This is a genomic window from Cytobacillus solani, from assembly GCF_006704205.1.
Lineage (GTDB): Bacteria > Bacillota > Bacilli > Bacillales > Cytobacillaceae > Cytobacillus > Cytobacillus solani.
On sequence record NZ_CP041305.1, the window covers coordinates 3,377,291 to 3,401,072 of the forward strand.

A 23,782-nucleotide genomic window follows, 5' to 3' on the forward strand; every position below is an offset into this window, starting at 1 on the left:
TATGGCTAAAAGAGATCTCCTTTTAGAAATCGGTTTGGAAGAAATGCCGGCAAGATTTGTAACAAACTCGATGAATCAGTTATCTGATAAGGTTCAAGCCTGGTTAATGGAAAAGAAAATTTCATTTGATCATATAAAAGCTTTTTCTTCACCGCGTCGATTAGCCGTGCTAGTAGAAGGTGTTAATGAAGCCCAGGAAGATATTAATGAAGAAGCAAAAGGCCCAGCGAGAAAAATTGCTTTGAGTGAGGATGGAGAATGGTCAAAAGCGGCTATTGGTTTTTGCCGTGGTCAAGGGGCAAGTGTAGAGGATATCTTTTTTAAAGAAATAAACGGAGTCGAATATGTTCATGTAAAGAAATTTATTAAAGGACAAGAAACGATTGTCTTATTGCCTGAGTTGCAGCATATTATTACAGCCATGACATTTCCGAAAAATATGCGCTGGGCAGATAAAGAGCTTCGCTTTGTGCGTCCGATTAAGTGGATCGTTGCTTTATTTGGCCAAGAAATTATTCCATTCCAGATTACTAATGTTGAAACAGGAAATTGGACAGTAGGGCACAGGTTCCTAGGCGGGAAAATTGAAATGCCTGAGCCGAAGAAATATGAAGAAGCTTTGCTTGGACAGTATGTCATTGTTAATTATGAAGAAAGAAAAAGTGCAATCCTTTCACAATTAAAACGATTAGAAGAAGAAAACAAATGGATCATCCCGATTGATGAAGATTTGTTAGAAGAGGTGACAAATCTTGTTGAATACCCTACAGCATTGTTCGGTCGCTTTGAAGAGGAATTCTTAGAAATACCAGAAGAGGTTCTTATTACGTCGATGAAGGAGCATCAACGTTATTTTCCTGTTAAATCAAACGCTGGAAAGCTTCTCCCATATTTTGTTACTGTCCGCAATGGCGGCCATGAACATATTGACAAGGTAGCGAAGGGAAATGAAAAGGTATTAAGAGCAAGACTTTCAGATGCAGCCTTCTTCTATAAAGAAGACCAAAAGACGCCAATTGAAGCGTCGCTCTCAAAACTAACCTCAATTGTATACCATGAGGAAATTGGCACACTTGCAGAAAAGATAAGCCGAGTTCGCAAACTTACGAATCAAATAGCGGAACAGATTAACTTTAACAGCGATGATAAAGGCTTTGCAGACCGTGCTGCAGAAATCTGCAAATTTGATCTTGTTTCAAATATGGTCTATGAATTTCCAGAGCTTCAAGGATTTATGGGTGAAAAATATGCATTGCAAAAGGGAGAAAATCTAGCAGTAGCGAAAGCAATTAACGAGCATTATATGCCTAGAAATGCCGAAGATCAAACGCCAGCAAGTAATGCTGGGGCAGCTCTTTCAATTGCGGAGAAGATGGATACCATTGCATCTTGTTTCGCTATTGGCATCATCCCGAGCGGTTCTCAGGATCCATATGCACTAAGACGCCAAGCTACAGGTATTGTCCAAACATTATTAACGAAAGAGTGGGCAATTTCCTTAGAATGGATCATTAGTACTTCGTTGCAACTTATCGAAGATGCTGGAATAGCTAAAAAAGCGGTAGAAGAGATTAGTAAAGAAATAATCGCATTCTTTAAACTGCGGATTAAGCATCTTCTTCAAGAAAAGCATGTACGATATGATTTAATTGAGGCGGTGTTAGGAAGTAACATTGGAACTATTCCTGCACTTGTGAAAAAAGCGGTAGTGCTTGAAACTAGGAAGGAAGAAGCGGGCTTCAAAGAGAGCATTGAAGCATTAAGCCGAGTACTAAATATTTCCTCAAAGGCGGAAGCAATAGGAGAAGTCGAGAAGAGTTTATTTGAAAATGAATATGAATCCATTCTTTATGATAAGTTTATTCTTGTTAATGAACAGCTAAGCAATGAAATCTCCGAAGATGAAACATTTGCACTCCTTGTATCAATGAAGCCCGAGATTGACCAATATTTTGATCATACAATGGTAATGGCTGATAATCGTGACATTCGTGAGAATAGGCTAAGCCTAATGGGGAAACTAGCAAATATTATCAAGAATTTTGCAAATATGAATGAAATCATCGTAAAATAAACTTCTTTTTTGCCTTTTTTTAAAAGGACAATTATGATAAAGAAGAGTCTGCGCTTTGCAGACTCTTCTTCTATACTATAATTACTATTTCTATTCTTTTCATTTCTAAGATTTAAGTTATAATATTTATAAATAGTATGACACTTTAGATTGACGGGTGGTGAGGACAATCGAATTAAATAAGCGTCAAGAAAAAATATTAGAGATCGTGAAGGAAAATGGTCCGATTACTGGAGAACATATTGCCGAGCAATTAAACTTAACAAGGGCAACTTTAAGACCCGATTTGGCAATATTAACAATGGCTGGTTTCTTGGATGCAAGACCGCGTGTCGGTTATTTTTACACTGGAAAATCAGGTGCACAGCTGCTGACAGAGAACCTTCAGAAGCTTCGTGTAAAGGATTATCAATCAATCCCTGTAGTCGTAAATGAAAATGTCTCTGTATATGATGCAATTGTAACGATGTTTTTAGAAGATGTTGGAACATTATTTGTTGTTGATCAGTCATCATTGCTTGTAGGGGTTCTTTCGCGAAAAGATTTGTTGCGGGCTAGCATAGGGAAACAAGAATTAACGACTATCCCTGTTAATATCATCATGACCCGGATGCCAAATATTACGATGTGCGAGAAAGAGGATTTGTTAATTGACATCGCAAAGAAACTAATCGAAAAACAAATTGATGCTTTACCTGTTGTAAAAGAAACAGATAAAGGATTTGAAGTGATAGGCAGGATTACAAAAACGAATTTAACGAAGGCATTTGTCGCTTTAGCTGATAATAAATAAGAATTTGAACAGAGGAGATGGTTTTAAAGGATGAATAAAAAGCCTATCATCTATGTTGTATCCGACTCTGTTGGAGAGACTGCAGAGCTTGTAACAAAAGCTGCTGTCAGCCAATTTAATGGAAGTGAAGTCATAATCAAACGTTTTCCATATGTAGAGGATAAAGTACATATTGACGAAGTGATTTCTCTTGCAAAACTAGATAATGGAATGATAGTTTATACACTTGTTAAGCCTGAAATTCGCTTTTATATTAATGAGCAAGCAGCAAAGGAAGGAATCTACGCTTGTGATATTATTGGACCGTTAATGGACCAAATTCAAGTATTGTACGGAAAAACGCCACTTCATGAACCGGGACTTGTTCGAAAGTTAGATGAGGACTATTTCAAAAAAGTTGAGGCGATTGAATTTGCTGTTAAATATGATGATGGCCGTGACCCGCGTGGAATACTTAAGGCAGATATTGTCCTTGTTGGGGTTTCGAGAACTTCTAAAACACCGCTTTCTCAATACTTGGCCCATAAAAGGCTTAAGGTTGCTAATGTTCCTTTAGTACCTGAAGTAGATCCGCCAGAAGAGTTATACCTTGTACCACCGGAAAAGTGCTTTGGTTTAAAAATCAGTCCAGAAAAGCTGAACAATATTCGCAGAGAGAGGCTTATTTCTTTAGGATTAAGTGATAGCGCGAGCTACGCTAATATTGAAAGAATTAAAGAAGAAATAAATTATTTTGAAACGGTTGTCAGCAAAATTAATTGTCATGTCATTGATGTGACGAATAAGGCTGTAGAAGAAACTGCAAATTTAATCTTAAATCAATATCGAAAGAGCTTTCCGAAAAGCTAGCACATACACTGTTATGTGCCCTTTTCTTTTATTGGGAAGTTTTAAACTATTTTCTATGTAGTGAGAAAAAATAATAGAAAACTACAGTTTTTTATACTATAATAAAAAATTGTGATAAAAATGTTATAGATTAGGTTTAGAGTTCAATGTGAACGAATAAACTATTTATTGTGAGAAGTCAAGGGCATGACCTGAAAAAAATTCGACACAATAGTAAACTTTGTAGTATTTTTCTTATTAAAACATCTTATAAATGTATGTTCAATAATATTTAGCGATTCTCACTATATCGGTGCAGGTCAGTATGATTATACAAAAGTTATGTTTGAAAGAAGGAATATGCAGAGTGATGTAGAATTATTAGAACATTAGGCAAACCAGTCATTATGGTTGATGCCGATTCTTGTCCTGAAAAGGAAGAGATTGTCGAAAGAAGTAATAACTTTTCTATCGAAGTTATATTTATTGCCTCCTATGCCCATATGAAAAATGACCTAGCCCAAGTAAATTGGAAGTTCGTTGATTCTAGTAAAGAAGCAGTAGACTAATTTATCATGAATCATGTAAAGGCAGGGGATATCGTAGTTACACAAGATATCGGATTAGCATCGAAGCTTTTATTGAAAGAAGTTCATGTTATGAGCCCTAGAGGGATTATATTTGAAGGTAATGAAATTTATACTGCGCTTGATAAATGAGATAACTATCTGCAAAAGCGCGGCGAAGGGGGATATAAGGAAAAGGTCCCGAGCCTTTTAGTCAAGATGACCGTATAAGGTTTATAAAACAATTAACAAAAATATTGTCGAATTTTGAAGGAATTCGATAATTTTTCTAGAATTAAGCATTATGAAGAAACGCGCTTGCGCATTTCTTATTGTCTAGCTTCAGCGCCTCCCCCCTCGAGGTCACAAGCCAACCCTCCCAGAAAGGTAAAGTACACCTTTCCGTGACGTTCGTCTTGTGCTTGTCGGGGGTGAGCGAGGCGCTTGTGCATTTCTTATTAAATGGAGGTGGTGTTCTCATGGCAGAGCGCATCGCCGAGGAAAAAGTAAATGAAATTCGGCAAGCTGTCGATATTGTTGATGTAATTGGTGATTACGTCCAATTAAAGAAGCAAGGACGAAATTATTTTGGACTATGTCCTTTTCATGGAGAAAACACACCATCTTTTTCCGTTTCACCAGATAAGCAAATTTTCCATTGCTTTGGCTGCGGTGCTGGTGGAAATGCTTTTTCATTTTTAATGGACCTTGAGGGGTATTCCTTCCAGGAGGCTGCAATGAAGCTTGCTGAAAAAGGGAACATTAAGCTAGATATTGAAGCTTCATCGATATCCGTCCGAAAGTCCGTACCTCCAGACATTGAGCAAATGTTTGAAGCTCATGAGCTATTGCGTAAATTCTATCATCATCTGCTTGTAAACACAAAAGATGGCCAGCATGCATTAGAATATTTGCTTGGCAGAGGGTTTACAATGGAATCGATTGAGAAGTTTCAAATCGGCTATTCACTGAATTCATGGGACTTTGTCTTAAACTTTTTAACGAAGAGAAAATTTCCAATACAAGTGATAGAAAAAGCCGGTTTGATCATTAAACGGGAAAAGGATGGGAAATATTTTGATCGATTTCGCGATCGGATCATGTTTCCAATCTTTGACCGAGGCGGTCAAACGATTGCCTTTTCAGGAAGATCATTAGGGGCCGATGAGCCCAAATACCTGAACAGTCCTGAAACGGCAATTTTTAATAAAAGTAAAATTTTATATAATTTTCATTTAGCCAGACCTCAAATGAAAAAGTTGCAGCAGGCAGTCCTTTTTGAAGGATTTGCCGATGTAATTGCTGCAGATCGTGCAAGTGTTGAAAACGGTGTTGGCACAATGGGAACATCCCTAACTGAGGATCATGTGTCAGTCTTAAAAAGAAATGTTCAGTCAATCACGATCTGTTATGACTCTGATTATGCGGGGATTGAAGCCGCATGGAGGGCAGGGAATATGCTTTCAGAGGCAGGGGTGCATGTAAGAGTTGCATTAATGCCGGACGGGATGGATCCAGACGATTACATTGGTCAGTTTGGAAAAGAGAAATTCCGCAAAGAGGTCATTGATGCAAGTGTTACCTTAATGGCTTTCAAGCTGCAGTATTATAAAAGAGGAAAAAGACTTCATGATGAAGGAGATCGTCTCCGCTATATCGAAGAAGTATTAGCAGAAATAAGCAAGCTTGATAATGCAGTCGAAAGGGATCATTATCTCAGACAATTAGCAAATGAATTTACCCTTTCTTTAGAGGCACTTAAAGAACAGTTAAAACAAGTTTCTTTTGCTGAAAAGCGGAAAAACAATGGGAAAAATAATGATGTAAAAATAAAGCTCCAGCCTATAACAAAGGCTAACCAGCTAAAGCCTGCATATTATACAGCAGAAAGAAGCTTAATTGCACATATGTTAAGGAACAGTGATATTGCCTTTAAGGTTCAAGATTTGCTTCAAGGAAACACGTTTAATGTTGATGAGCATCAAGCAATTATCACTTATTTACTTGGATATTATGAAAATGGCCATTCACCAGACCCAAGTGCATTTATTGATTTTATTCAGGATGAAAAGCTTAAAAGAGTAGTTGCTAACATTGAAATGATGTTAATAAATGAAGAATTAAGCGAACAGGAATTAATGGATTACATGAAACAGGTGTTTAATTATCAAAAAATGTTAAAGATAAAAGAAAAAATGATTGAGGAGAAAGAAGCAGAGAGACAGGGTGATTTTGGGAAGGCAGCACGAATTGCTATGGAAATCATCCAGTTACGAAAGTCTCTTTGATGGATTTTTCAAGTTAGATGAAAGTCTAACTACGGCGTCTGCCATCCGAAGTTAAGGATTCGGGGGTAAGATCGGCGCTTTTCGCATTTCATGGAAGGAGGGGGACAATATGGCTGAAAAATCGGCTCGATCAAAAGAAGTTGATTCAGAATTGACCCTAGAACAAGTAAAAGAGCAATTAATACAAATCGGAAAAAAAACTGGTGTCCTTGCCTATGATGATATAGCAGAAAGAATGGGTCATTTTGAATTAGATTCACATCAAATGGATGAATTCTATGAATTCCTTGGTGATCAGGGTGTTGAACTGGTTGGTGACAATGATGAAGACGCTGACCCAAATGCACAGGAATTAGCTAAAGGGGAAGAAGAATTTGATTTAAATGACCTTAGTGTTCCACCTGGGGTGAAAATAAATGACCCTGTGCGTATGTATTTAAAAGAGATTGGCCGTGTGGATCTCTTATCTGCTGAAGAAGAGATTTCACTTGCTGAACGAATTGAGCAAGGGGATGAAGAGGCAAAAAGACGCCTTGCTGAAGCAAACCTCCGCTTAGTGGTTAGTATTGCAAAGAGATATGTTGGCCGTGGGATGCTTTTCCTTGATTTAATTCAAGAAGGAAATATGGGCTTAATTAAAGCTGTTGAAAAATTTGATTATCGTAAAGGCTTTAAATTTAGTACTTACGCTACTTGGTGGATCCGTCAAGCAATTACAAGAGCGATTGCCGACCAGGCTAGAACGATTCGTATTCCTGTTCATATGGTTGAAACGATTAATAAATTAATTCGGGTCCAACGCCAATTACTTCAAGATCTTGGACGTGAACCATCACCTGAAGAAATTGCTGAAGATATGGATTTAACGCCTGATAAGGTTAGAGAAATCTTAAAGATTGCACAAGAGCCAGTTTCCTTGGAAACACCGATTGGGGAAGAAGATGATTCCCATCTCGGAGATTTCATTGAAGACCAGGATGCTACATCCCCTTCTGAGCATGCTGCTTACGAGCTTCTAAAAGAGCAGCTTGAGGATGTTCTAGACACCTTAACTGATCGTGAGGAAAATGTATTGCGTCTTCGCTTTGGACTTGATGATGGACGTACACGAACGTTAGAAGAGGTTGGTAAAGTGTTTGGTGTTACTCGTGAGCGTATTCGTCAAATTGAAGCGAAAGCATTGCGTAAATTAAGACATCCTAGCAGAAGCAAACGATTGAAAGACTTTCTAGAATAAATATAATTCCGAATTTCCTTTTTAGAAAAGGATTGCCAGAAAATAGTTTACTTCTTACAATAGAAGTAAACTATTTTTTTTAGTTTGGAAGTATAAATCTTGTACAGTCGAAGCCCCTCCAGTTTGTACGGCCATGATCAAGGCGCTTGTGCATTTCTTAAAGGATGTGTAACTTTTGAATGAAAATAGAAAAAACATCATTGTAAATGAAATTTTATCTTGGAAAAAAGCCCGTATGCTCCCAGAACAATATTGTGACTATCTTTTGGCCTTATATACAGAAGGAAATCAGCCGGAGATTTCAAAAAAAGGGATAAGTAGAGGGGGTTTTTGGAAAAACCACTATCTTTTTATTTTGCTTATTCCACTGACCCTTTTTTTAATCCATTTTACTGAATTGTCTATTACTTTGCAAATGCCGTTGTTCATTTTATTTGTTTTAGCAGGAATTATCTTTACAATTTATTTTTCTAGAAAAGGATTATTGCTGCAAATCCCAATGATTGTATCAGCGTTAATTCTATTGCTGACCTCAGTTGAATTTTTTTCTAGTGTTTTCCCAGAAAGACCGCTATTCCTTTATTTCAATCTGGTCATTAACTGTTTTCTCTGGTTGCTGTGCGGCTGGAAACTGAAGCAGCTCGCGTTTGCAATTTCAGGTGTATTGGGGCTGGTTTTACTGATTATTTATATTTTTGTATAATAAAATATTTTATAAAATTTTTAAATGTTGTGAAAATTATCTATTCTCTTTTATAATAGAGTTGTAAGCGTATACAACGAGTATAAGGGGGATGGACTGGTGAATTTTGATTTAACTTCTGAACAAGAAATGATTCTGAAAACGATTCGTGAATTTGCGGATGAAGAGGTTGCCCCTGGGGCATTAGACAGGGATCGCACGAAAGAATTTCCCGTTGATATTTTTAAGAAAATGGCTGATCTTGGTTTAATGGGTCTGCCTTTCCCAGAAGAATATGGGGGTGCTGGTGCAGATTCTGTGAGTTTTGCGATTGTTACAGAAGAGCTGAGCCGTGCGTGCGGATCGACAGGAATTACATATTCGGCTCATATTTCTTTAGGCGGTGCTCCGCTATATTTGTTTGGAACAGATGAACAAAAACAAAAGTATTTAGTCCCTATTTGTACAGGTGAAACCTTTGGCGCGTTTGGATTAACAGAGCCGAGTGCTGGTTCGGATGCGGGGGGGACAAGAACCACTGCGGTTGAAAAAGATGGAGAATATATCATCAATGGAAATAAGTGTTTTATTACTAATGCAAGCTATGCAAAGCATTTGGCTCTTACAGCAATAACAGGTGAAACAGATGGCAAAAAGGAAATAAGTGCAATCATCGTTCCTACTGATGCGGATGGATTTAAGGTGATTGATAATTATGAGAAAATGGGATTACATTCGTCGAATACGACAGAACTTGTCCTTGAAGATGTGCGCGTTCCGACTGAGCACTTGCTCGGCAAAAAGGGTGAAGGCTTTAAACAATTTTTAATCACCTTAGATGGAGGCAGAATTGGTATAGGTGCAATGGCTGTCGGCATCGCTCAGGCAGCTTATGAAAAGGCCGTTCAATATGCAAAGGAACGTCAGCAATTTGGGCGCTCCTTATCCAATTTCCAAGCGATTCAGTTTAAATTAGCAGATATGGCTATGAAAATCGAATTGGCACGAAATATGGTTTATAAGGCAGCTTGGCTGAAAGATCATGGAAGACCTTTTTCAAAAGAAGCATCCATGTGTAAGTTGTATGCCTCTGAGATATGCATGGAAATCACAGACCAGGCAGTTCAAATTCATGGCGGGTATGGATATATGAGGGATTATCATGTTGAGAGATATATGAGAGATGGCAAGTTAACTGAAATTGGCGAAGGTACATCCGAAGTTCAACGTTTAGTTATCGCTCGTCAAATCTTAAGTAACTAATAACAAGGTAGGGAAAACTCCATCTAAGTGATGGAGTTTTTGTCTATTTTCCGAATTTGCTGTGACAAAGTTTGCTTTAGGTCTTTTCCTTCGGTAGAATTTGAAGTAGAATAGAGATTGTTTGTACATTACTTAATATTTTGATGTTCTTACATAAGGGAGGTTAAAACATGAAAAATACAGCAATGCCGTATCTTATTATCTTTGCATTCGGTATCGTAGCAATTTTCTTTATGTCATTTATTGGTCTTAATAACATGGATGAAATTGCTGCAGAAAAAGAAGGCGGCGGAGACAAAGCTGAAGAGCAGGTTGCAGCAAGCCCTGAAGACACTTATAAGCAAAGTTGTATCGCCTGTCATGGTGATCAATATCAAGGAGCAGTGGGACCAGCTTTGACTGGTACTGGTGACCGTCACTCTAAGGAAGAACTTGTAGATATCTTAACTAATGGTACGGCCAATGGAATGCCTGGCGGATTAGTCGCTGGTCAAGAAGATGCAATGGCTGAATGGTTAATGACACTTAAATAATTGTTTAAAAAGAAAGTCCTTTGCATATGTAAAGGACTTTTTCTATACTTATTAAGACGGGCTATCGTTAAAACGGTAGCTATTTAAAATATGAAAGTATAAGTGGTGACTGAATGAATACTGAGAAATTATCACAGCGACTAGAAGCTGTTGCAAATTATATTCCTAGAGGATCACGTTTGGCAGACATTGGGTCTGATCATGCCTATTTGCCATGCTATGCAGTAAAGAAGGGTGTAGTTCCCTTTGCTGTTGCTGGAGAGGTCGTTGAAGGCCCTTATCAGTCAGCAAAACGGCAGGTGAAAATGGAAGGGCTTGATGAACAAATTATTGTGCGAAAGGGAAATGGATTGGAAGTCATTGCACTAGGAGAAATTGACTGCGTAACAATTGCCGGAATGGGCGGTGCTTTAATTGCGAGCATTTTGGAAGAAGGGAAGAATAAGCTGGATTCGGTTAAACGATTAATTTTGCAGCCGAATATTAGCGCACTGACGACAAGACAATGGCTTTTAGATAATGCATGGGAGTTAATTGCGGAAGAGATACTTGAAGAAGATGACAAAATATACGAAATAGTAGTAGCTGAAAAAGGAGATCCATTGAAACCATATAAAAATTTACAAAAGGAGCTTTTACTTGGTCCACTATTAATGAAACAATCCTCTGCTCCCTTTCAGAAGAAGTGGAGAAACGAGCTGAAAAATTGGCAGCGAATTTTAAAACAGCTGGAAAATGCAGCGGAATCAGAAGAAACAATACTGAAAAAGAAAGAGCTTAATGAAAAGATCCGAATGGTTGAGGAGGTTTTAGACAAATGAAAAAGGTGAATGGACATGAAATCATCCAGTTATTTGAACAATTCTCTCCGAAAAGCTACGCAATGGAAGGAGATAAAGTCGGTCTGCAAATCGGAAGGTTAAATAAACCGATTGAGAATGTAATGATTGCTCTCGATGTATTGGAGGAAGTAGTTGATGAGGCGATTGAAAAAAATGTGCAGCTTATCATCGCCCACCACCCGCCTATTTTTCGTCCATTGAAAGCGATAGCAACAGAAACACCGGCTGGCAAAATAATAGAAAAGCTTATTAAGCACGATATCGCTGTTTATGCCGCCCATACAAATCTTGATGTCGCGTCTGGCGGGGTAAACGATATGCTTGCCGAAGCACTTCAGCTTACAGATACGGAAGTGCTTTATCCAACATATGAAACAAAATTAAAAAAGCTAGTGGTATATGTTCCAGAGGAAAATGCAGAAGAGCTTAAGCATGCCCTAGGGAACGCTGGAGCAGGTGCAATCGGAAACTATAGTCATTGTTCATTCTCGTCCACTGGTATTGGGCAGTTTCTACCGGGTGAGGGAACAAACCCGCATATCGGTCAAACAGGAAAGCTTGAAATGGTTAAAGAAGAAAGAATTGAAACCATCTTTCCAGAACATTTTGAGAAAAGAATTCTCTCAGCTATGTTTAAATCTCACCCATATGAAGAAGTCGCTTACGATATTTATAGCTTAGAAAATAAGGGAGAGATCCTTGGTCTAGGGAGAATTGGCGATATTCCAGAAATGTCGCTAGCAGAGTTTGCATCCCATGTAAAACGCTGTCTTGATGTGAAAGGAGTTCGTGTCGTAGGCGATATGGCTGATAAGGTAAAGAGAGTAGCAGTACTTGGCGGTGATGGGAACAAATATTTCACTTCGGCAAAATTTAAAGGCGCAGATGTGTACGTTACGGGTGATATGTACTACCATGTGGCACATGATGCGATGATGATGGGACTAAATATTGTTGATCCAGGTCATAATGTCGAGAAAGTAATGAAAAAAGGCGTTGCCAAACAACTAGAGAAAATGTGTAAGGAAAAGGGCTATGATGTCTCCATTTTTGCTTCTGAATTGCATACAGATCCTTTTCAATTTGTGTAAGGGGTTTGGCTGATAACATGTTCAATGGCTAATAACATCATTGACTTGGCTGATAAATTGTAAAACAAAAAGGACCGGTATTTTTCTTTCCGAACCGGTCCTTTTTGTTATCTTTTAATTTTTGGAAGTATTTTACTTAATGGTACCTTCTTCTCTCTTGTCCAAGTTGATTCATCATTAGGATTAAACTGCTCGATAAAGGCAATTACCTCTTTTGTAATAGGTGTTGGAGTGGAGGCGCCAGAAGTAACAGCAACGGTTGAGGCATCCTTAATCCAATTGATATCAAGCTCGGTTACATCAGCAATCCGGTAGGCTTTTGTGTTAGCAATCTCTTCAGAAACTTGTGCTAAGCGATTGGAGTTATTGCTTTTGGGGTCACCAACAACAATCGTTACATCCGCTTGTCCAGCTTGGGTCGCAACCGCTTCTTGGCGAACCTGTGTGGCATTGCAAATTTCTTTATGAAACTCTGCATGAGGAAACTTTTCTTCTAGCTTATCCATTACCTCTTTAACATCCCATTGACTCATTGTCGTTTGATTAGTGACAACGATTTTTTCGCTTTGTATCTGCAGTGTCTCTACATCGTCTAGTGATTCAACCAGATGAACGGCTTGTGGAGCAACACCGATTGCTCCTTCAGGCTCAGGGTGCCCTTTTTTTCCGATATAAATAATCTGGAAGCCTTCTTTCACCTTTTCTTCGATTAAAGCATGTGTTCTCGTAACATCAGGACAAGTGGCATCGAGTGTCACAAGCCCCTTCGCTTTAGCTAATTCTCTAACTTCTGGTGAAATACCATGAGCAGTGAAGATCACCGTTCCCTTATCAACCTTGCTAAGAATATCCATTCGGTCTTTTCCATCAAGAGTAATAATTCCTTCTTCTTCAAAGGCATCTGTCACATGCTTGTTATGAACAATCATCCCAAGGATATAGATTGGCCGTGGCAGTGATTTATCTAGGGCTGCATTTCTTGCTATAACCATTGCATCGACTACCCCATAACAATAACCGCGTGGTGATATCTTAATGATCTCCATATTTCAAACCTCCAATAATAAAAACATCTATGATAAAGTTCGTCTATTTTTCCTTTTAATGATCATTCATGCGGTAAAAAGTGAATGATCCGTATACTATTATATAGAACTTTTGCTAATAATAATACTAAAAGGCTGTTAAGCGGGCTGTGCATATGATCATAAAGCTAGGAAAAGTTGATAAAGGTAAAATAAAAAAGAATGCGGCTGCATCCTTTTATACATACAATTTTGGCACAGATTGGCCATTTCTTTTTCCTTGTTTAGTGGAGCTGTTATCGATGTCCACATCTTTGCTTTCTTTTTTTATCGTTTTTTTAGTTTTAACGGATGTTGTCTCTTTTTTAGGCTTTTCATCCACTGCAGCCGGTTCGTCATCCCCATTTTTCAACCCTCTATAAAGCTTCCACATGGCAGGAATGTTTTTTACGAGCGGTCCATATTGTTGCACCATTGGTCCTACTTGCTGGGCAGTATTTAATACCTTTTGTGTGTTTGATAAAAAGCCATTGATTGCTGTAGGATTGCTTAAAGCTTTTAAGATTCCGCCTGCTCCAGACCCGCCAGTTCCAGCAGCCCTGCTTGCTGTTCCCGCGGCTCCTCTCGCTTGACCGCCACCCATAAGTTTGGCAAGAAGGCCTCCACCGCCCTGTCTCATTTGTGGTGCACCTCTCATCATTGAACCCATTGGTGGGCGAGCTTGCATTGGTGGCAATGATTGCGGAGGCATTCCTCCTCGAAAAGGCATTCTCGGTCCAGTCCTCATTCTCATAGCCTCCTTTCTATTTCTTAATACTAATAGGGTATGCATCATTGCTGAATTGGTTTAGGCGGGGGAACAGCAGAATTCTGGTAGAAAAAGTAAAAACAAGTGCCAATATGAAACTATTCTATAGTATGAGTGGTTATTTCTTTAAAACTTTATTATAATAACAGGATGATTATAAGAATCGACACATGAGGAGTTAATAAAAAATGAACGAAACAAAATTTGAACGGTATGAATTAAAGCCATTTATTATTGAAGCGGTGAAAAAGCTAGGCTTTTATGAGCCTACTGAAATACAAGAACGCCTAATTCCGACAATCCTTAAAGGGGATAGCGCAATCGGCCAATCACAAACAGGAACGGGAAAAACGCATGCGTATATTTTACCGATCCTGCAAAAGCTGGATTCTGCAAGAAATGAAGTACAAGCAATTATTACGGCACCTACACGGGAGCTTGCGAATCAAATCTATCAAGAAATTCTCAAAGTAACAGAGCATTGTCTAGAAGGTGAAGAAATAACGGCTCGTTGTTATATCGGAGGAACGGACAAGCAGCGAACAATTGAAAAATTAAAAAAGCAGCCGCAAATTGTTGTTGGTACACCTGGAAGAATTAATGACCTTGTGAAGGAGCAGGCTTTATTTGTTCATAAAGCAACGATGCTTGTTGTTGACGAAGCAGATTTAATGCTGGATATGGGATTTCTTGAAGATGTGGACCAAATAGCTGGAAGAATGCCAGAGAAGCTGCAAATGCTCGTTTTCTCAGCGACCATCCCTGAAAAGCTGAAACCATTCTTGAAAAAATATATGGAAAATCCAAAGTATATCCACGTGGAGCCGCAACAAGCCACAGCGGCTAAAATTGAACAATGGATTTTGCCATCAAAGCACCGAAATAAGGTGAATCTTGTTCACGAAGCCTTATCTGCATTTAATCCATATTTAGCGATTGTCTTTACAAATACGAAGAAAAAAGCAGACGAGGTTGCCGATGCCTTGATCGTAAAAGGGTTAAAAGTAGGCAGAATTCACGGTGACTTGAATCCGCGTGAACGAAAAAAAATGATGAAGCAAATTATTGATTTGGAATTTCAGTATATCGTTGCGACGGATTTAGCTGCACGGGGAATCGATATCCAAGGAATAAGCCATGTCATCAATTATGAACTGCCGACGGATTTAGACTTTTATATTCATCGTGTTGGCCGAACAGCGCGTGCTGGAAATTCGGGTATCGCTTTAACAATCTACGAAACCGCTGATGAAGATGCACTCAATCGCCTTGAAAAAATGGGCATTGAATTTCACCATGTTGATTTGCAAAAGGGTGAATGGACGAAGTTGGATGAACGTAACAAGCGTAAGAATCGACAAAGAAAAACAGATGATATCGATAAAAAAGCATCTTCGCTCGTTCAAAAACCGAAAAAAGTCAAACCGGGCTATAAGAAGAAAATGAAGTGGGAAATGGATAAAATTAAAAAACGCGAAAGAAGAATAAAGAAAAAATAAAAGTTTGGGGAGAGAGAAACAAATGTTGAAAATTGGTTCACATGTATCGATGAGTGGGAAAAAAATGCTTTTAGCAGCTAGTGAAGAGGCTGTATCATACGGATCCAATACATTTATGATCTATACGGGTGCTCCGCAAAACACGAGAAGGAAAAAAATTGAAGAATTAAATATAGAAGCAGGTTTGAAGCATATGGAGGAAAACGGGATAAGCGATATTGTTGTTCATGCTCCATATATTATCAATATCGGGAATACAACGAATCCGAGTACCTTTGAGCTGGGTGTGAATTTCCTGCGCTCTGAAATCGATCGTACAGAGGCATTAGGTGCGAGACAAATCGTTCTCCACCCTGGTGCGCATGTTGGTGCAGGAACAGAGGCAGGCATCAAAAAAATAGTTGAAGGCTTAAATGAAGTATTAAAAGGAGACGAAAAGGTTCAAATCGCTCTTGAAACGATGGCAGGCAAAGGCTCTGAATGCGGAAAGTCATTTGAGGAGCTTGCGATGATTATTGATGGAGTAAACTACAATGATCACTTATCTGTTTGCTTTGATACTTGTCATACACATGATGCCGGATACAATATCGTCGAGGATTTTGATGGGGTTTTAGAGGAATTTGACCGGATCATTGGCATAGATCGATTAAAGGTTCTTCATATTAATGATAGTAAAAATGAGCGGGGAATGAGAAAAGACCGCCATGAAAACATCGGATTTGGCCATATTGGCTTTAAAGCATTGAATAACATTGTTCATCATCCACAGCTGATGAATGTGCCAAAAATACTAGAAACACCATATGTGGGAGAAGACAAAAATAATAAAAAAGCACCTTATAAGCATGAAATAGCTATGCTTCGTGCCCAAGAATATAACGAAAATCTTTTGGATTTAATTATGCAGGGATCATCCCATTAAGAAAAAAGCTGTGAAATTTTCACAGCTTTTTTCAATGTATTTAGAGAAAAGTTATTTAGTAAATTGAATAAATAGCTTATTTACAGCTCGAGCCGTTTCAGGTCCAGCAATTTTTGCAATCTCCTTTACTACTCTTGTACGCTCCTCATCATTAAATATATTTACTTGTTTTCCTCGAAGATAATCGGCTATTTTGTCAGCTTGCTGTTTTGTAATGATGATTTGAAATTGTTTCCCATACTTTAGTAATTCATCACCAGTAATAGTCCCTATCTTATGATTAATGATGTTTTCAAAAATTTTCATTCTCCATCACTCCTCCAATGTACTGTATGAGAAGAGAAGGGAATTTGTTACAGTTTTTGCATCGAGGAAAGGAAGTAATTATTCTTTACAATTTTTTATCCTTGCTGTATACTACTAAATCGTAATGATTCTTATATTCGAAGCTGTTGTTATGAAAATTACAGCTGGATTTTTAGGTGATAAAATGGAAAAACAATTACATTCGATTATCGAAATAGAGCAAGTATCCTACCGTTATGAAAAGGAGGATGTTCTTGAAAATATTAATCTTACCATACATGAAGGTGCATTCTTAGGTATTGTTGGGCCAAATGGTTCGGGAAAATCTACTTTATTAAAGCTTGTTCTTGGACTTCTCAAAACACAAAATGGAGAAATTCGGCTTTTTGGTCAGGAAATCAGCCGATTCAAAGACTGGCATAAAATTGGTTTTGTATCACAAAAGGCAAATTCCTTTAATACTGGTTTCCCTGCAACGGTTTATGAAGTCGTTTCAAGCGGATTAACTAAAAAGCTTGGGCTTTTCAAATTTATGAAAAGAGAGCATCACATGAAGGTTACGCAAGCCATCGACTCCGTTGGACTTCTTGCATTTAAAGATAGAAATATTGGGGAGCTTTCAGGAGGACAGCAGCAGCGTGTTTTCATCGCTAGAGCATTAGTAAGTGATCCAAAGTTAATGATTCTTGATGAGCCAACAGTTGGGGTTGATGCCCAAAATGTTCAATCCTTTTACGAAATGCTTGATGAGTTAAATAAAAAATTAGGTATTACCCTTTTATTAGTGACTCATGATATCGGTACCATTTCTGATAAAGTCACACATGTTGCCTGTTTAAATAAACATTTGCATTTTCATGGGAAAACAGAGGAATTTGAACAGCTAAAAATGGATGAAATGTCTGAATTTTACGGTCATGATGTCCATATCCTCACACACGAGCACGATCATCATCACCATCATCACGGAGGATCAGAGCAATGATTGCAGGAATATTACAATATGAATTTTTACAAAACGCCTTTTTAACAGGGATTATTATTGGGATTATTGCTCCGTTAATCGGTGTATTTATTGTTGTCCGCAGGCTTTCTCTTATTGCTGATGCGCTAAGTCATGTTACACTTGCTGGGATTGCTGCAAGTCTTCTGCTAGAAAAGAAATTTATCGGATTAAGCGGCTTAAATCCATTATATATGGGAATGGTTTTTTCAGTAACAGGCTCCCTCTTTATCGAAAAGCTACGTGCAGTGTATAAGCATTATCAAGAACTAGCTATTCCTATCATTTTATCTGGAGGAATTGGTTTAGGAGCTATTTTCATCTCACTTGCCGATGGATTTAATACCGATTTATTTAGCTATTTATTTGGCAGTGTAAGTGCGGTGAGCCGTGCAGATTTATGGACAATCTTGGTGATTAGCATCTTTGTTATTGCAATGATCCTTTTATTATATAAAGAATTATTTTTATTATCCTTTGATGAAGAACATGCAAAAGCTTCTGGTATAGCAGCAAAGAGTATACATTTTATTTTTATTGTTATGGTGGCTTTAGTCATTGCAGCATCTATGCGAATTGTCGGTATCCTGCTGGTTTCCTCTTTAATGACCTTGCCTGTTGCTGCAAGCATTCGAATTGCCAAAGGATTTAAACAAACCATTTTTTACTCCGTTCTTTTCGGTGAGACTTCTGTTTTAGGCGGGCTCATGCTTTCTTATTATTTAGATTTAGCACCAGGTGGAACGATCGTCATTATCGCAGTTCTCATTTTGATCCTTACTATTTTAATAAAAAAACTCACAGTAAAGGTGGCCGTCTAAGTTAAAGTGCCTCCAAACGTGTAAATAGAATTATTAGAGGTGAATAAAATGGATGTGAATGAAGCGTTACAGCTTTTAAAGGAAAAGGGCTATAAGCATACGGGGAAACGGGAAGAAATGCTTGAACTTTTTGCGAAAAGCAATAAATATTTAACGGCAAGAGATGTGCTCGCTTGGATGAAGGATGACTACCCTGGTTTAAGTTTTGATACGATTTACAGGAATTTATCATTATTTGTTGATCTTGGAATTTTTGAAATGACAGAGTTGTCCGGGGAAAAGCATTTTCGTTATACATGTGCGCATGAGCATCACCACCATCATTTTATTTGTTTAGATTGCGGAAAAACGAAGGAAATAAATACATGTCCAATGAAAGAAGTGCAGGATCATCTTAGAGGCTACGATATTTCAGGTCATAAATTTGAGATTTATGGAAAATGTCCTGAATGCTTCGAGCATACGGATGCAGCATATAGTTAAAATAAAAAAACGGCATAGCCGTTTTTTTATTGTTGTTTTAACCAGTTGTCCACCCACGCATTTGCCTCAGACCATGAATTTACCCGGATTACCCCATTTGGAATGGGCTCTCGATTGTAAGGGGTATCAAATAAGATAACGGGAATATGACATTCCTCGTGAAGCATGACTGCATTGTCGTGCTTGTCTTCAAAGAATATATCCACTTGAAAGTTTTTCGCAGCCTCAATTTTATTATGTGTGCCTAGTAAGTCAATATGATTAAACTGCAGGGCATTTTTTAAAAACCATTCCTTTGTTATTTCAAGAAGGTGAGGACCACGTGCACTAATAAAAATTAAGTCATGCACAGTCTCCCACTTTTTTAATACTTCTTTTGCTCCTTTTGCTAGTGGAGATGCTGCATAAATGATAGGTTCGCTTTTCAAAAACCAATCGGCAAACTCTATTTCGGTACAATCGACAACATGGGTTAAATCATATTGCTTCACATCATTTAATGTAATATTTACGTTAAACTCTTTATTTATATAGGGAATGATGGAGGAAGGACATGTAACGGTTCCATCAATATCAATTCCAAATCGCTTCTTCATTTGAAACGCTCCTTTAAAAATAATCTCACTTTTATCTTAGCGCAGTTGAATGGTTCGGTCGAGAATGGATTTCAGATCATTAGAAAATTTCAGGTGAAGAGTTAAAGATTAACAACAATATTTTGGTCCTTTAGGTGAACAATAATAATGCTCCAAAGTAAGCGAGACAAGATCATAAGGGAATCTACATGATTCCACTAATGAAAGTGAGGGATCAAGTAAATGGCAGATCAAGACCGCGATTATGAGGATTACGATCTTCGGCATAGCGAGCAAATTGGAGGTAAAGACCAATATGGAACTGCAGATTTCACGGAAGAAACCTCAGCTGAACTCGCTGCACCGATTTCCTATGATAGACGCATAAGTAGAACGGGTGAGCGGGAAAGGGAATCTGTAACCGCAGGAAAAGGTGTGGGCATTGCTGCTCTTGCACTTTCTATTCTATCCTTATTCGTGCTGCCAATCCTGTTTGGAGCTACAGGCATTGTGCTTGGTTTCGTTGCCAGAAGAAGAGGTGCTACTGCCCTTGGCAGCTGGGCGATTGGAATTGGAGTCGTGTCAATTATCGTAGGGATGTTTATTCTGCCGTTTTTTTAAAGCGGAGAAAAAAGAGCCTGGCATCAAATGCCAGGCTCTTATCCTTATGTTTAGTTTACACTTTCAGCTTTTTTCTTTTCCTCTTCTTGTTTCGCAAAGTATTCTTCAGCAATCTTATCGATTTCAATTTTTAATTCTTCAACCATTGTTGCTTCAGGAACTTTACGGACAATTTCTCCTTTGCGGAATAGAAGTCCTTCGCCGCGTGCACCAGCAATACCAATATCAGCTTCACGTGCTTCACCTGGTCCATTTACAGCACAGCCCAGTACGGCTACTTTAATTGGAGCTTTAATTTTTTGGATATATTCTTCTACTTCATTGGCGATGCTAATTAAGTCAATTTCTATTCTGCCGCATGTTGGACAGGAAATTAATGTTGCAGCATTGGAAGACAAGCCAAATACCTTAAGTAATTCCCGAGCCACTTTAACCTCTTCTACAGGGTCTGCGCTTAAAGAAATTCTTAATGTATTTCCGATGCCCTTATGAAGAATTGCACCTAATCCTGCTGCACTTTTAACTGTACCCGCAAATAATGTACCCGATTCAGTAATACCTAAATGTAATGGGTAATCAAATGCTTTTGCTGCCTTTTCGTAGGCTTCAATGGCTAAATTAACATCAGAAGCTTTCATCGATACGATAATATCATGAAAATCAAGGTCCTCTAGGATTTTAATATGATGCAAAGCACTTTCAACCATCCCATCAGCAGTAGGATATCCATATTTCTCAAGAATTCGTTTTTCAAGAGATCCCGCATTTACGCCAATTCGAATAGGAATCCCCTTTGCTTTTGCAGCTTTAACAACTGCTTCCACCTTTTCACGTTTCCCGATATTTCCTGGATTGATCCTGATTTTATCTGCTCCGCCTTCAATTGCCTTAAGAGCAAGCTTGTAATCAAAATGGATATCTACAACAAGTGGAATATTGATTTGTTTTTTTATATCTGCAATGGCATTTGCTGCACGTTCGTCAGGACAAGCAACGCGGACAATTTGACAGCCTGCTTCCTCTAGACGTTTGATTTCAGCAACTGTTGCCTCAACGTCATGTGTTTTTGTTGTTGTCATACTTTGGATAAACAGCTCATTGCTGCCGCCAATTGTTAATGGTCCCACTTTAACTGGACGTGTTTTTGTACGATGTATCATTTCAGTCAATGGAGATTCGCTCCTTTAATTTACAGTTAATTATTTAAACAATCCACTTTCATATTGTATCAATGAATCAATCGAATTGACAAGAATGATGGTTTATCCAATAAAGGGAACTTTTTAGTTTTTGCTGCTATATAAAGGAAACTTGTACGTTTCTCCATATTTTAGTTCTTCAGGCTTTAAACCACTATTCAAATTTGAAAAGTCAGAGATTACATCTGTGATACTAACTGGAAGGGGACCTTTCATTTTTTGTTCAATAATGGAAAGGACCGTTTCTCCTGGGTTGACCTTTTTTTCAAAGAAGGATTCGGCTGTATTTGTCATGGAGGTTGCTTCGATTGATTGTTCATTATCAACTGGCAGCGTCCCTTTGCTTAAGTCATAATAAATAACAAAAATCGTCAGTGCTGCTAATAATAGTGCGACTAATCTTTTCATATTGAGCAATACCTCCGGAATAATTTGCTTGCATATCCCATATGTATGCTTGTCCAATAAAGATTAGAACTTAGATAAAACTTTAAGATTGTAATCATGTTTACGATAATCTTACCTATCATTTACATATTCTTAATATTCCTTTGTCATAATGTAGGTAGAAAGTCGGAACGTAATCGTGTTTGTTAAAGAGATGGGAAAGGTAGGAATCATATCTTGCTAAAGAAATTATCGCTACAAACAAAATTATTAGTCATGATTTTAGGCCTACTGCTGTTGACGGTTTCAACCGTTGCGTATATTTCATACGGGAAGTCTAAGGATACTGCGATAAAGTTAATGGAGCAGCGTCTGAATAAAGAGGTGGCAGGCATTTATGATATGGCCCAAAATGTGATGCTCATTTATGTAGGCCAGGAGGAAAAATTCCACAAAAAAATGAATCAGGTTATTAAAACCCAGGATGCTGATCTAGCACAAGATGGGTTTGAAGGGAATTATTTTTTAGTTAATAACAAAGGAGCGACTCCTTTTCTAATAAGTAAGAACTCAACGATTAGTTTTACAGAAAATATACTTGAGAAAATTAGAAAAAAGCAGAATGGCTTACTCCATCAGAAAATAGATGGGGAGCTTTATACACTTTCCTTTCATTCAGTTCAAGAATTAAAAGGGATTTATCTCATTGCTATACCTCAAGAACAATATTTACAAGATATAAATGAGATGGCGAAATACATATTTATTGTTGCATGCATTAGCCTTATTCTAACATCTGCTATTCTCATAATAATGGTACGAAGTTTGACCAATCCCCTTATTAAGCTAAGAGAGGTCATGAAAGAAGCAAGGAGCGGAAATTTAGATGTCCGAATAGAAACAAATACAACCACCTCTGAAATCACTTCGCTTGTGAAGAGCTTTAATGCGATGATTGGTCAAATGAGCATGCTTTTATTTAAAATTTCATCGACGACTAAGGATCTATCCTATACCGGGAAAGAACTAAGAAATAGCTCTGGACAAGTATTGGAGGAAAATGAACAGCTAATGGATGCGATCCAAGTGGTTAAAATGGGTGCTGAACAAACAGCTGTCAGTTCTGAGGACAGTATTCAAATGTTTCAAGAAATGAACGAATCTCTTAATAACATTTTTGAACATATGAAAGCTGTTATGGAAAAAGTACTAACAATGAATTATTCAGCCAATGAGGGTGAAAAAAAAGTTGGGAATCTAATTGCTGCATTTAATCATTTTGAAATAGAGTTTAAAGATGTTGCGTCATCAGTTCAGGCTGTTAAAGATCACTCAGAATCAATTGCCAATGTAGTTATGATTATTCAGCAAATTGCAGAGCAAACGAAGCTCTTGGCTTTAAATGCTGCGATTGAAGCAGCAAGAGCAGGTGAATCGGGGAAAGGCTTTGCGGTTGTTGCCAATGAAGTAAAAAAGTTAGCTGACCAATCGTCGATTGCAACGAGTGAAATAAAGAACACAATTGGGAAAATGACAACTATTTCGGTTAAGGCTTCCAATGAATTTGCTGGGATGATGAATAATTTCCAATCACATGTCCAAACAGCATCGGCAAGCAAGGAATCTTTTGATCAATTAATGCTTGAAATTGCAATGGTTAGCAAGATGATTGAAAAGGCACAAGGGGAGTTAGCCGGCTTGAATCTCTTATTGCCAAAGATAGAGTCAGCTACGGAGAATTATGTTTCTGTTTCCCAAGAAACGGTAGCAAGTGCAGAACAGATGATGAAAGCATCAGAAAGGCAAATGATCAAGATGAAACAAAGTCATGAAGCAGGTGAGAGACTGACTGATTTATCTCAATCACTTGCAATGCTAAATGCGGAATTTCGATACGCTAAATAAAGAGAGTACCTAAAGGAAAACGCGCAGA

At 38.0% G+C, this 23,782-nt stretch carries 23 protein-coding genes and 1 pseudogene; 18 read left to right on the top strand and 6 right to left on the bottom strand.

Going from position 1 to position 23,782, the window contains the following annotated elements; translation table 11 throughout:
• Position 1 precedes the first annotated feature (1 nt).
• The 11 genes and pseudogenes from glyS to FI644_RS16930 all read left to right on the top strand — a co-directional run bounded on the left by glyS (position 2) and on the right by FI644_RS16930 (position 12,197).
• Positions 2-2,074, top strand: coding sequence for a glycine--tRNA ligase subunit beta (gene glyS, locus FI644_RS16880; RefSeq protein WP_142108641.1), 2,073 nt, complete (start codon positions 2-4; stop codon positions 2,072-2,074).
• A gap of 157 nt (positions 2,075-2,231) precedes the next feature.
• On the top strand, positions 2,232-2,867 hold the full coding sequence (gene ccpN / locus FI644_RS16885; RefSeq protein WP_056685743.1) for a transcriptional regulator CcpN: 636 nt from the start codon (positions 2,232-2,234) through the stop codon (positions 2,865-2,867).
• Between the two features lie 30 nt (positions 2,868-2,897).
• A complete protein-coding gene (locus FI644_RS16890; protein WP_053477048.1) occupies positions 2,898-3,716 on the top strand; it encodes a pyruvate, water dikinase regulatory protein in 819 nt (272 codons plus the stop codon).
• A gap of 386 nt (positions 3,717-4,102) precedes the next feature.
• Positions 4,103-4,545 (top strand): annotated as a pseudogene (locus FI644_RS16895) (YaiI/YqxD family protein).
• A 195-nt stretch (positions 4,546-4,740) separates the two neighbouring features.
• A complete protein-coding gene (gene dnaG, locus FI644_RS16900) occupies positions 4,741-6,549 on the top strand; it encodes a DNA primase (RefSeq protein ID WP_142108642.1) in 1,809 nt (602 codons plus the stop codon).
• 109 nt (positions 6,550-6,658) lie between these two features.
• Complete coding sequence (rpoD, locus tag FI644_RS16905) at positions 6,659-7,786, top strand: RNA polymerase sigma factor RpoD (RefSeq protein ID WP_053477046.1); 1,128 nt, start codon at positions 6,659-6,661, stop codon at positions 7,784-7,786.
• A 175-nt stretch (positions 7,787-7,961) separates the two neighbouring features.
• Complete coding sequence (locus FI644_RS16910; protein ID WP_056685741.1) at positions 7,962-8,489, top strand: hypothetical protein; 528 nt, start codon at positions 7,962-7,964, stop codon at positions 8,487-8,489.
• Positions 8,490-8,588: 99 nt separating this feature from the next.
• The gene (locus FI644_RS16915; RefSeq protein ID WP_053477044.1) at positions 8,589-9,731 is read left to right on the top strand and encodes an acyl-CoA dehydrogenase; all 1,143 of its coding nucleotides are present in this window, start codon (positions 8,589-8,591) and stop codon (positions 9,729-9,731) included.
• 170 nt (positions 9,732-9,901) lie between these two features.
• Positions 9,902-10,264: a cytochrome c550 gene (cccA, locus tag FI644_RS16920; RefSeq protein ID WP_053477043.1), complete on the top strand. Its 363-nt coding sequence runs from the start codon at positions 9,902-9,904 to the stop codon at positions 10,262-10,264.
• A 113-nt stretch (positions 10,265-10,377) separates the two neighbouring features.
• The gene (locus FI644_RS16925) at positions 10,378-11,085 is read left to right on the top strand and encodes a tRNA (adenine(22)-N(1))-methyltransferase (RefSeq protein ID WP_142108643.1); all 708 of its coding nucleotides are present in this window, start codon (positions 10,378-10,380) and stop codon (positions 11,083-11,085) included.
• Positions 11,082-12,197, top strand: coding sequence for a Nif3-like dinuclear metal center hexameric protein (locus FI644_RS16930; RefSeq protein WP_056685735.1), 1,116 nt, complete (start codon positions 11,082-11,084; stop codon positions 12,195-12,197). Before FI644_RS16925 ends, FI644_RS16930 begins: the two co-directional genes overlap by 4 nt.
• Before the next feature lie 107 nt (positions 12,198-12,304).
• Here the strand turns inward: FI644_RS16930 and FI644_RS16935 are convergent, their stop codons facing one another.
• Together FI644_RS16935 and vrrA are read right to left on the bottom strand one after the other, a co-directional pair.
• Positions 12,305-13,243 carry a 4-hydroxy-3-methylbut-2-enyl diphosphate reductase gene (locus FI644_RS16935; RefSeq protein ID WP_056685732.1) on the bottom strand — a complete coding sequence of 313 codons (939 nt, stop codon included), beginning with the start codon at positions 13,241-13,243 and terminating at the stop codon, positions 12,305-12,307.
• A gap of 217 nt (positions 13,244-13,460) precedes the next feature.
• The gene (vrrA, locus tag FI644_RS16940) at positions 13,461-14,009 is read right to left on the bottom strand and encodes a VrrA/YqfQ family protein (protein ID WP_142108644.1); all 549 of its coding nucleotides are present in this window, start codon (positions 14,007-14,009) and stop codon (positions 13,461-13,463) included.
• A 209-nt stretch (positions 14,010-14,218) separates the two neighbouring features.
• Between vrrA and FI644_RS16945 the strand changes: the two genes are divergently transcribed.
• The gene (locus tag FI644_RS16945) at positions 14,219-15,529 is read left to right on the top strand and encodes a DEAD/DEAH box helicase (protein ID WP_053477038.1); all 1,311 of its coding nucleotides are present in this window, start codon (positions 14,219-14,221) and stop codon (positions 15,527-15,529) included.
• Between the two features lie 22 nt (positions 15,530-15,551).
• A complete protein-coding gene (locus tag FI644_RS16950; protein WP_053477037.1) occupies positions 15,552-16,454 on the top strand; it encodes a deoxyribonuclease IV in 903 nt (300 codons plus the stop codon).
• A 51-nt stretch (positions 16,455-16,505) separates the two neighbouring features.
• Here FI644_RS16950 and FI644_RS16955 read toward each other — a convergent pair whose 3' ends face one another.
• Positions 16,506-16,760: a DUF2624 domain-containing protein gene (locus tag FI644_RS16955; RefSeq protein WP_053477036.1), complete on the bottom strand. Its 255-nt coding sequence runs from the start codon at positions 16,758-16,760 to the stop codon at positions 16,506-16,508.
• 184 nt (positions 16,761-16,944) lie between these two features.
• On the opposite strand from FI644_RS16955, the gene FI644_RS16960 reads away from it, so the two are divergent.
• The 3 genes from FI644_RS16960 to FI644_RS16970 are packed head-to-tail and all read left to right on the top strand — an operon-like array spanning position 16,945 to position 19,067.
• Positions 16,945-17,745, top strand: coding sequence for a metal ABC transporter ATP-binding protein (locus FI644_RS16960; RefSeq protein ID WP_053477590.1), 801 nt, complete (start codon positions 16,945-16,947; stop codon positions 17,743-17,745).
• Positions 17,742-18,584, top strand: coding sequence for a metal ABC transporter permease (locus tag FI644_RS16965; protein ID WP_142108645.1), 843 nt, complete (start codon positions 17,742-17,744; stop codon positions 18,582-18,584). Before FI644_RS16960 ends, FI644_RS16965 begins: the two co-directional genes overlap by 4 nt.
• Positions 18,585-18,632: 48 nt before the next feature.
• On the top strand, positions 18,633-19,067 hold the full coding sequence (locus FI644_RS16970; protein WP_053477034.1) for a Fur family transcriptional regulator: 435 nt from the start codon (positions 18,633-18,635) through the stop codon (positions 19,065-19,067).
• Positions 19,068-19,093: 26 nt separating this feature from the next.
• Here the strand turns inward: FI644_RS16970 and FI644_RS16975 are convergent, their stop codons facing one another.
• The gene (locus tag FI644_RS16975) at positions 19,094-19,663 is read right to left on the bottom strand and encodes a nucleotidase (RefSeq protein ID WP_053477033.1); all 570 of its coding nucleotides are present in this window, start codon (positions 19,661-19,663) and stop codon (positions 19,094-19,096) included.
• A gap of 222 nt (positions 19,664-19,885) precedes the next feature.
• Between FI644_RS16975 and FI644_RS16980 the strand changes: the two genes are divergently transcribed.
• A complete protein-coding gene (locus FI644_RS16980) occupies positions 19,886-20,263 on the top strand; it encodes a DUF308 domain-containing protein (RefSeq protein ID WP_142108646.1) in 378 nt (125 codons plus the stop codon).
• 50 nt (positions 20,264-20,313) lie between these two features.
• Here the strand turns inward: FI644_RS16980 and ispG are convergent, their stop codons facing one another.
• Both ispG and yqfZ read right to left on the bottom strand, forming a co-directional pair.
• Positions 20,314-21,423 (bottom strand): flavodoxin-dependent (E)-4-hydroxy-3-methylbut-2-enyl-diphosphate synthase, encoded by a 1,110-nt coding sequence (ispG, locus tag FI644_RS16985; RefSeq protein ID WP_165571531.1) that lies wholly within the window; start codon positions 21,421-21,423, stop codon positions 20,314-20,316.
• Between the two features lie 123 nt (positions 21,424-21,546).
• A complete protein-coding gene (yqfZ, locus tag FI644_RS16990; RefSeq protein WP_053477030.1) occupies positions 21,547-21,870 on the bottom strand; it encodes a protein YqfZ in 324 nt (107 codons plus the stop codon).
• A 216-nt stretch (positions 21,871-22,086) separates the two neighbouring features.
• Between yqfZ and FI644_RS16995 the strand changes: the two genes are divergently transcribed.
• Complete coding sequence (locus tag FI644_RS16995) at positions 22,087-23,754, top strand: methyl-accepting chemotaxis protein (RefSeq protein WP_246066957.1); 1,668 nt, start codon at positions 22,087-22,089, stop codon at positions 23,752-23,754.
• The last annotated feature ends 28 nt before the right edge of the window (positions 23,755-23,782 follow it).

Bases quoted from the DNA above. Each gene is read 5' to 3' on its own strand.
- FI644_RS16930 (WP_056685735.1), top strand. From the start codon at position 11,082: ATGAAAAAGGTGAATGGACATGAAATCATCCAGTTATTTGAACAATTC.
- dnaG (WP_142108642.1), top strand. From the start codon at position 4,741: ATGGCAGAGCGCATCGCCGAGGAAAAAGTAAATGAAATTCGGCAAGCT.
- FI644_RS16950 (WP_053477037.1), top strand. From the start codon at position 15,552: ATGTTGAAAATTGGTTCACATGTATCGATGAGTGGGAAAAAAATGCTT.
- FI644_RS16935 (WP_056685732.1), bottom strand. From the start codon at position 13,243: ATGGAGATCATTAAGATATCACCACGCGGTTATTGTTATGGGGTAGTC.
- cccA (WP_053477043.1), top strand. From the start codon at position 9,902: ATGAAAAATACAGCAATGCCGTATCTTATTATCTTTGCATTCGGTATC.
- FI644_RS16945 (WP_053477038.1), top strand. From the start codon at position 14,219: ATGAACGAAACAAAATTTGAACGGTATGAATTAAAGCCATTTATTATT.
- rpoD (WP_053477046.1), top strand. From the start codon at position 6,659: ATGGCTGAAAAATCGGCTCGATCAAAAGAAGTTGATTCAGAATTGACC.
- ispG (WP_165571531.1), bottom strand. From the start codon at position 21,423: ATGATACATCGTACAAAAACACGTCCAGTTAAAGTGGGACCATTAACA.
- FI644_RS16955 (WP_053477036.1), bottom strand. From the start codon at position 16,760: ATGAAAATTTTTGAAAACATCATTAATCATAAGATAGGGACTATTACT.
- glyS (WP_142108641.1), top strand. From the start codon at position 2: ATGGCTAAAAGAGATCTCCTTTTAGAAATCGGTTTGGAAGAAATGCCG.
- FI644_RS16925 (WP_142108643.1), top strand. From the start codon at position 10,378: ATGAATACTGAGAAATTATCACAGCGACTAGAAGCTGTTGCAAATTAT.
- yqfZ (WP_053477030.1), bottom strand. From the start codon at position 21,870: ATGAAAAGATTAGTCGCACTATTATTAGCAGCACTGACGATTTTTGTT.
- FI644_RS16965 (WP_142108645.1), top strand. From the start codon at position 17,742: ATGATTGCAGGAATATTACAATATGAATTTTTACAAAACGCCTTTTTA.
- FI644_RS16890 (WP_053477048.1), top strand. From the start codon at position 2,898: ATGAATAAAAAGCCTATCATCTATGTTGTATCCGACTCTGTTGGAGAG.
- FI644_RS16975 (WP_053477033.1), bottom strand. From the start codon at position 19,663: ATGAAGAAGCGATTTGGAATTGATATTGATGGAACCGTTACATGTCCT.
- vrrA (WP_142108644.1), bottom strand. From the start codon at position 14,009: ATGAGGACTGGACCGAGAATGCCTTTTCGAGGAGGAATGCCTCCGCAA.
- FI644_RS16960 (WP_053477590.1), top strand. From the start codon at position 16,945: ATGGAAAAACAATTACATTCGATTATCGAAATAGAGCAAGTATCCTAC.
- FI644_RS16970 (WP_053477034.1), top strand. From the start codon at position 18,633: ATGGATGTGAATGAAGCGTTACAGCTTTTAAAGGAAAAGGGCTATAAG.
- FI644_RS16980 (WP_142108646.1), top strand. From the start codon at position 19,886: ATGGCAGATCAAGACCGCGATTATGAGGATTACGATCTTCGGCATAGC.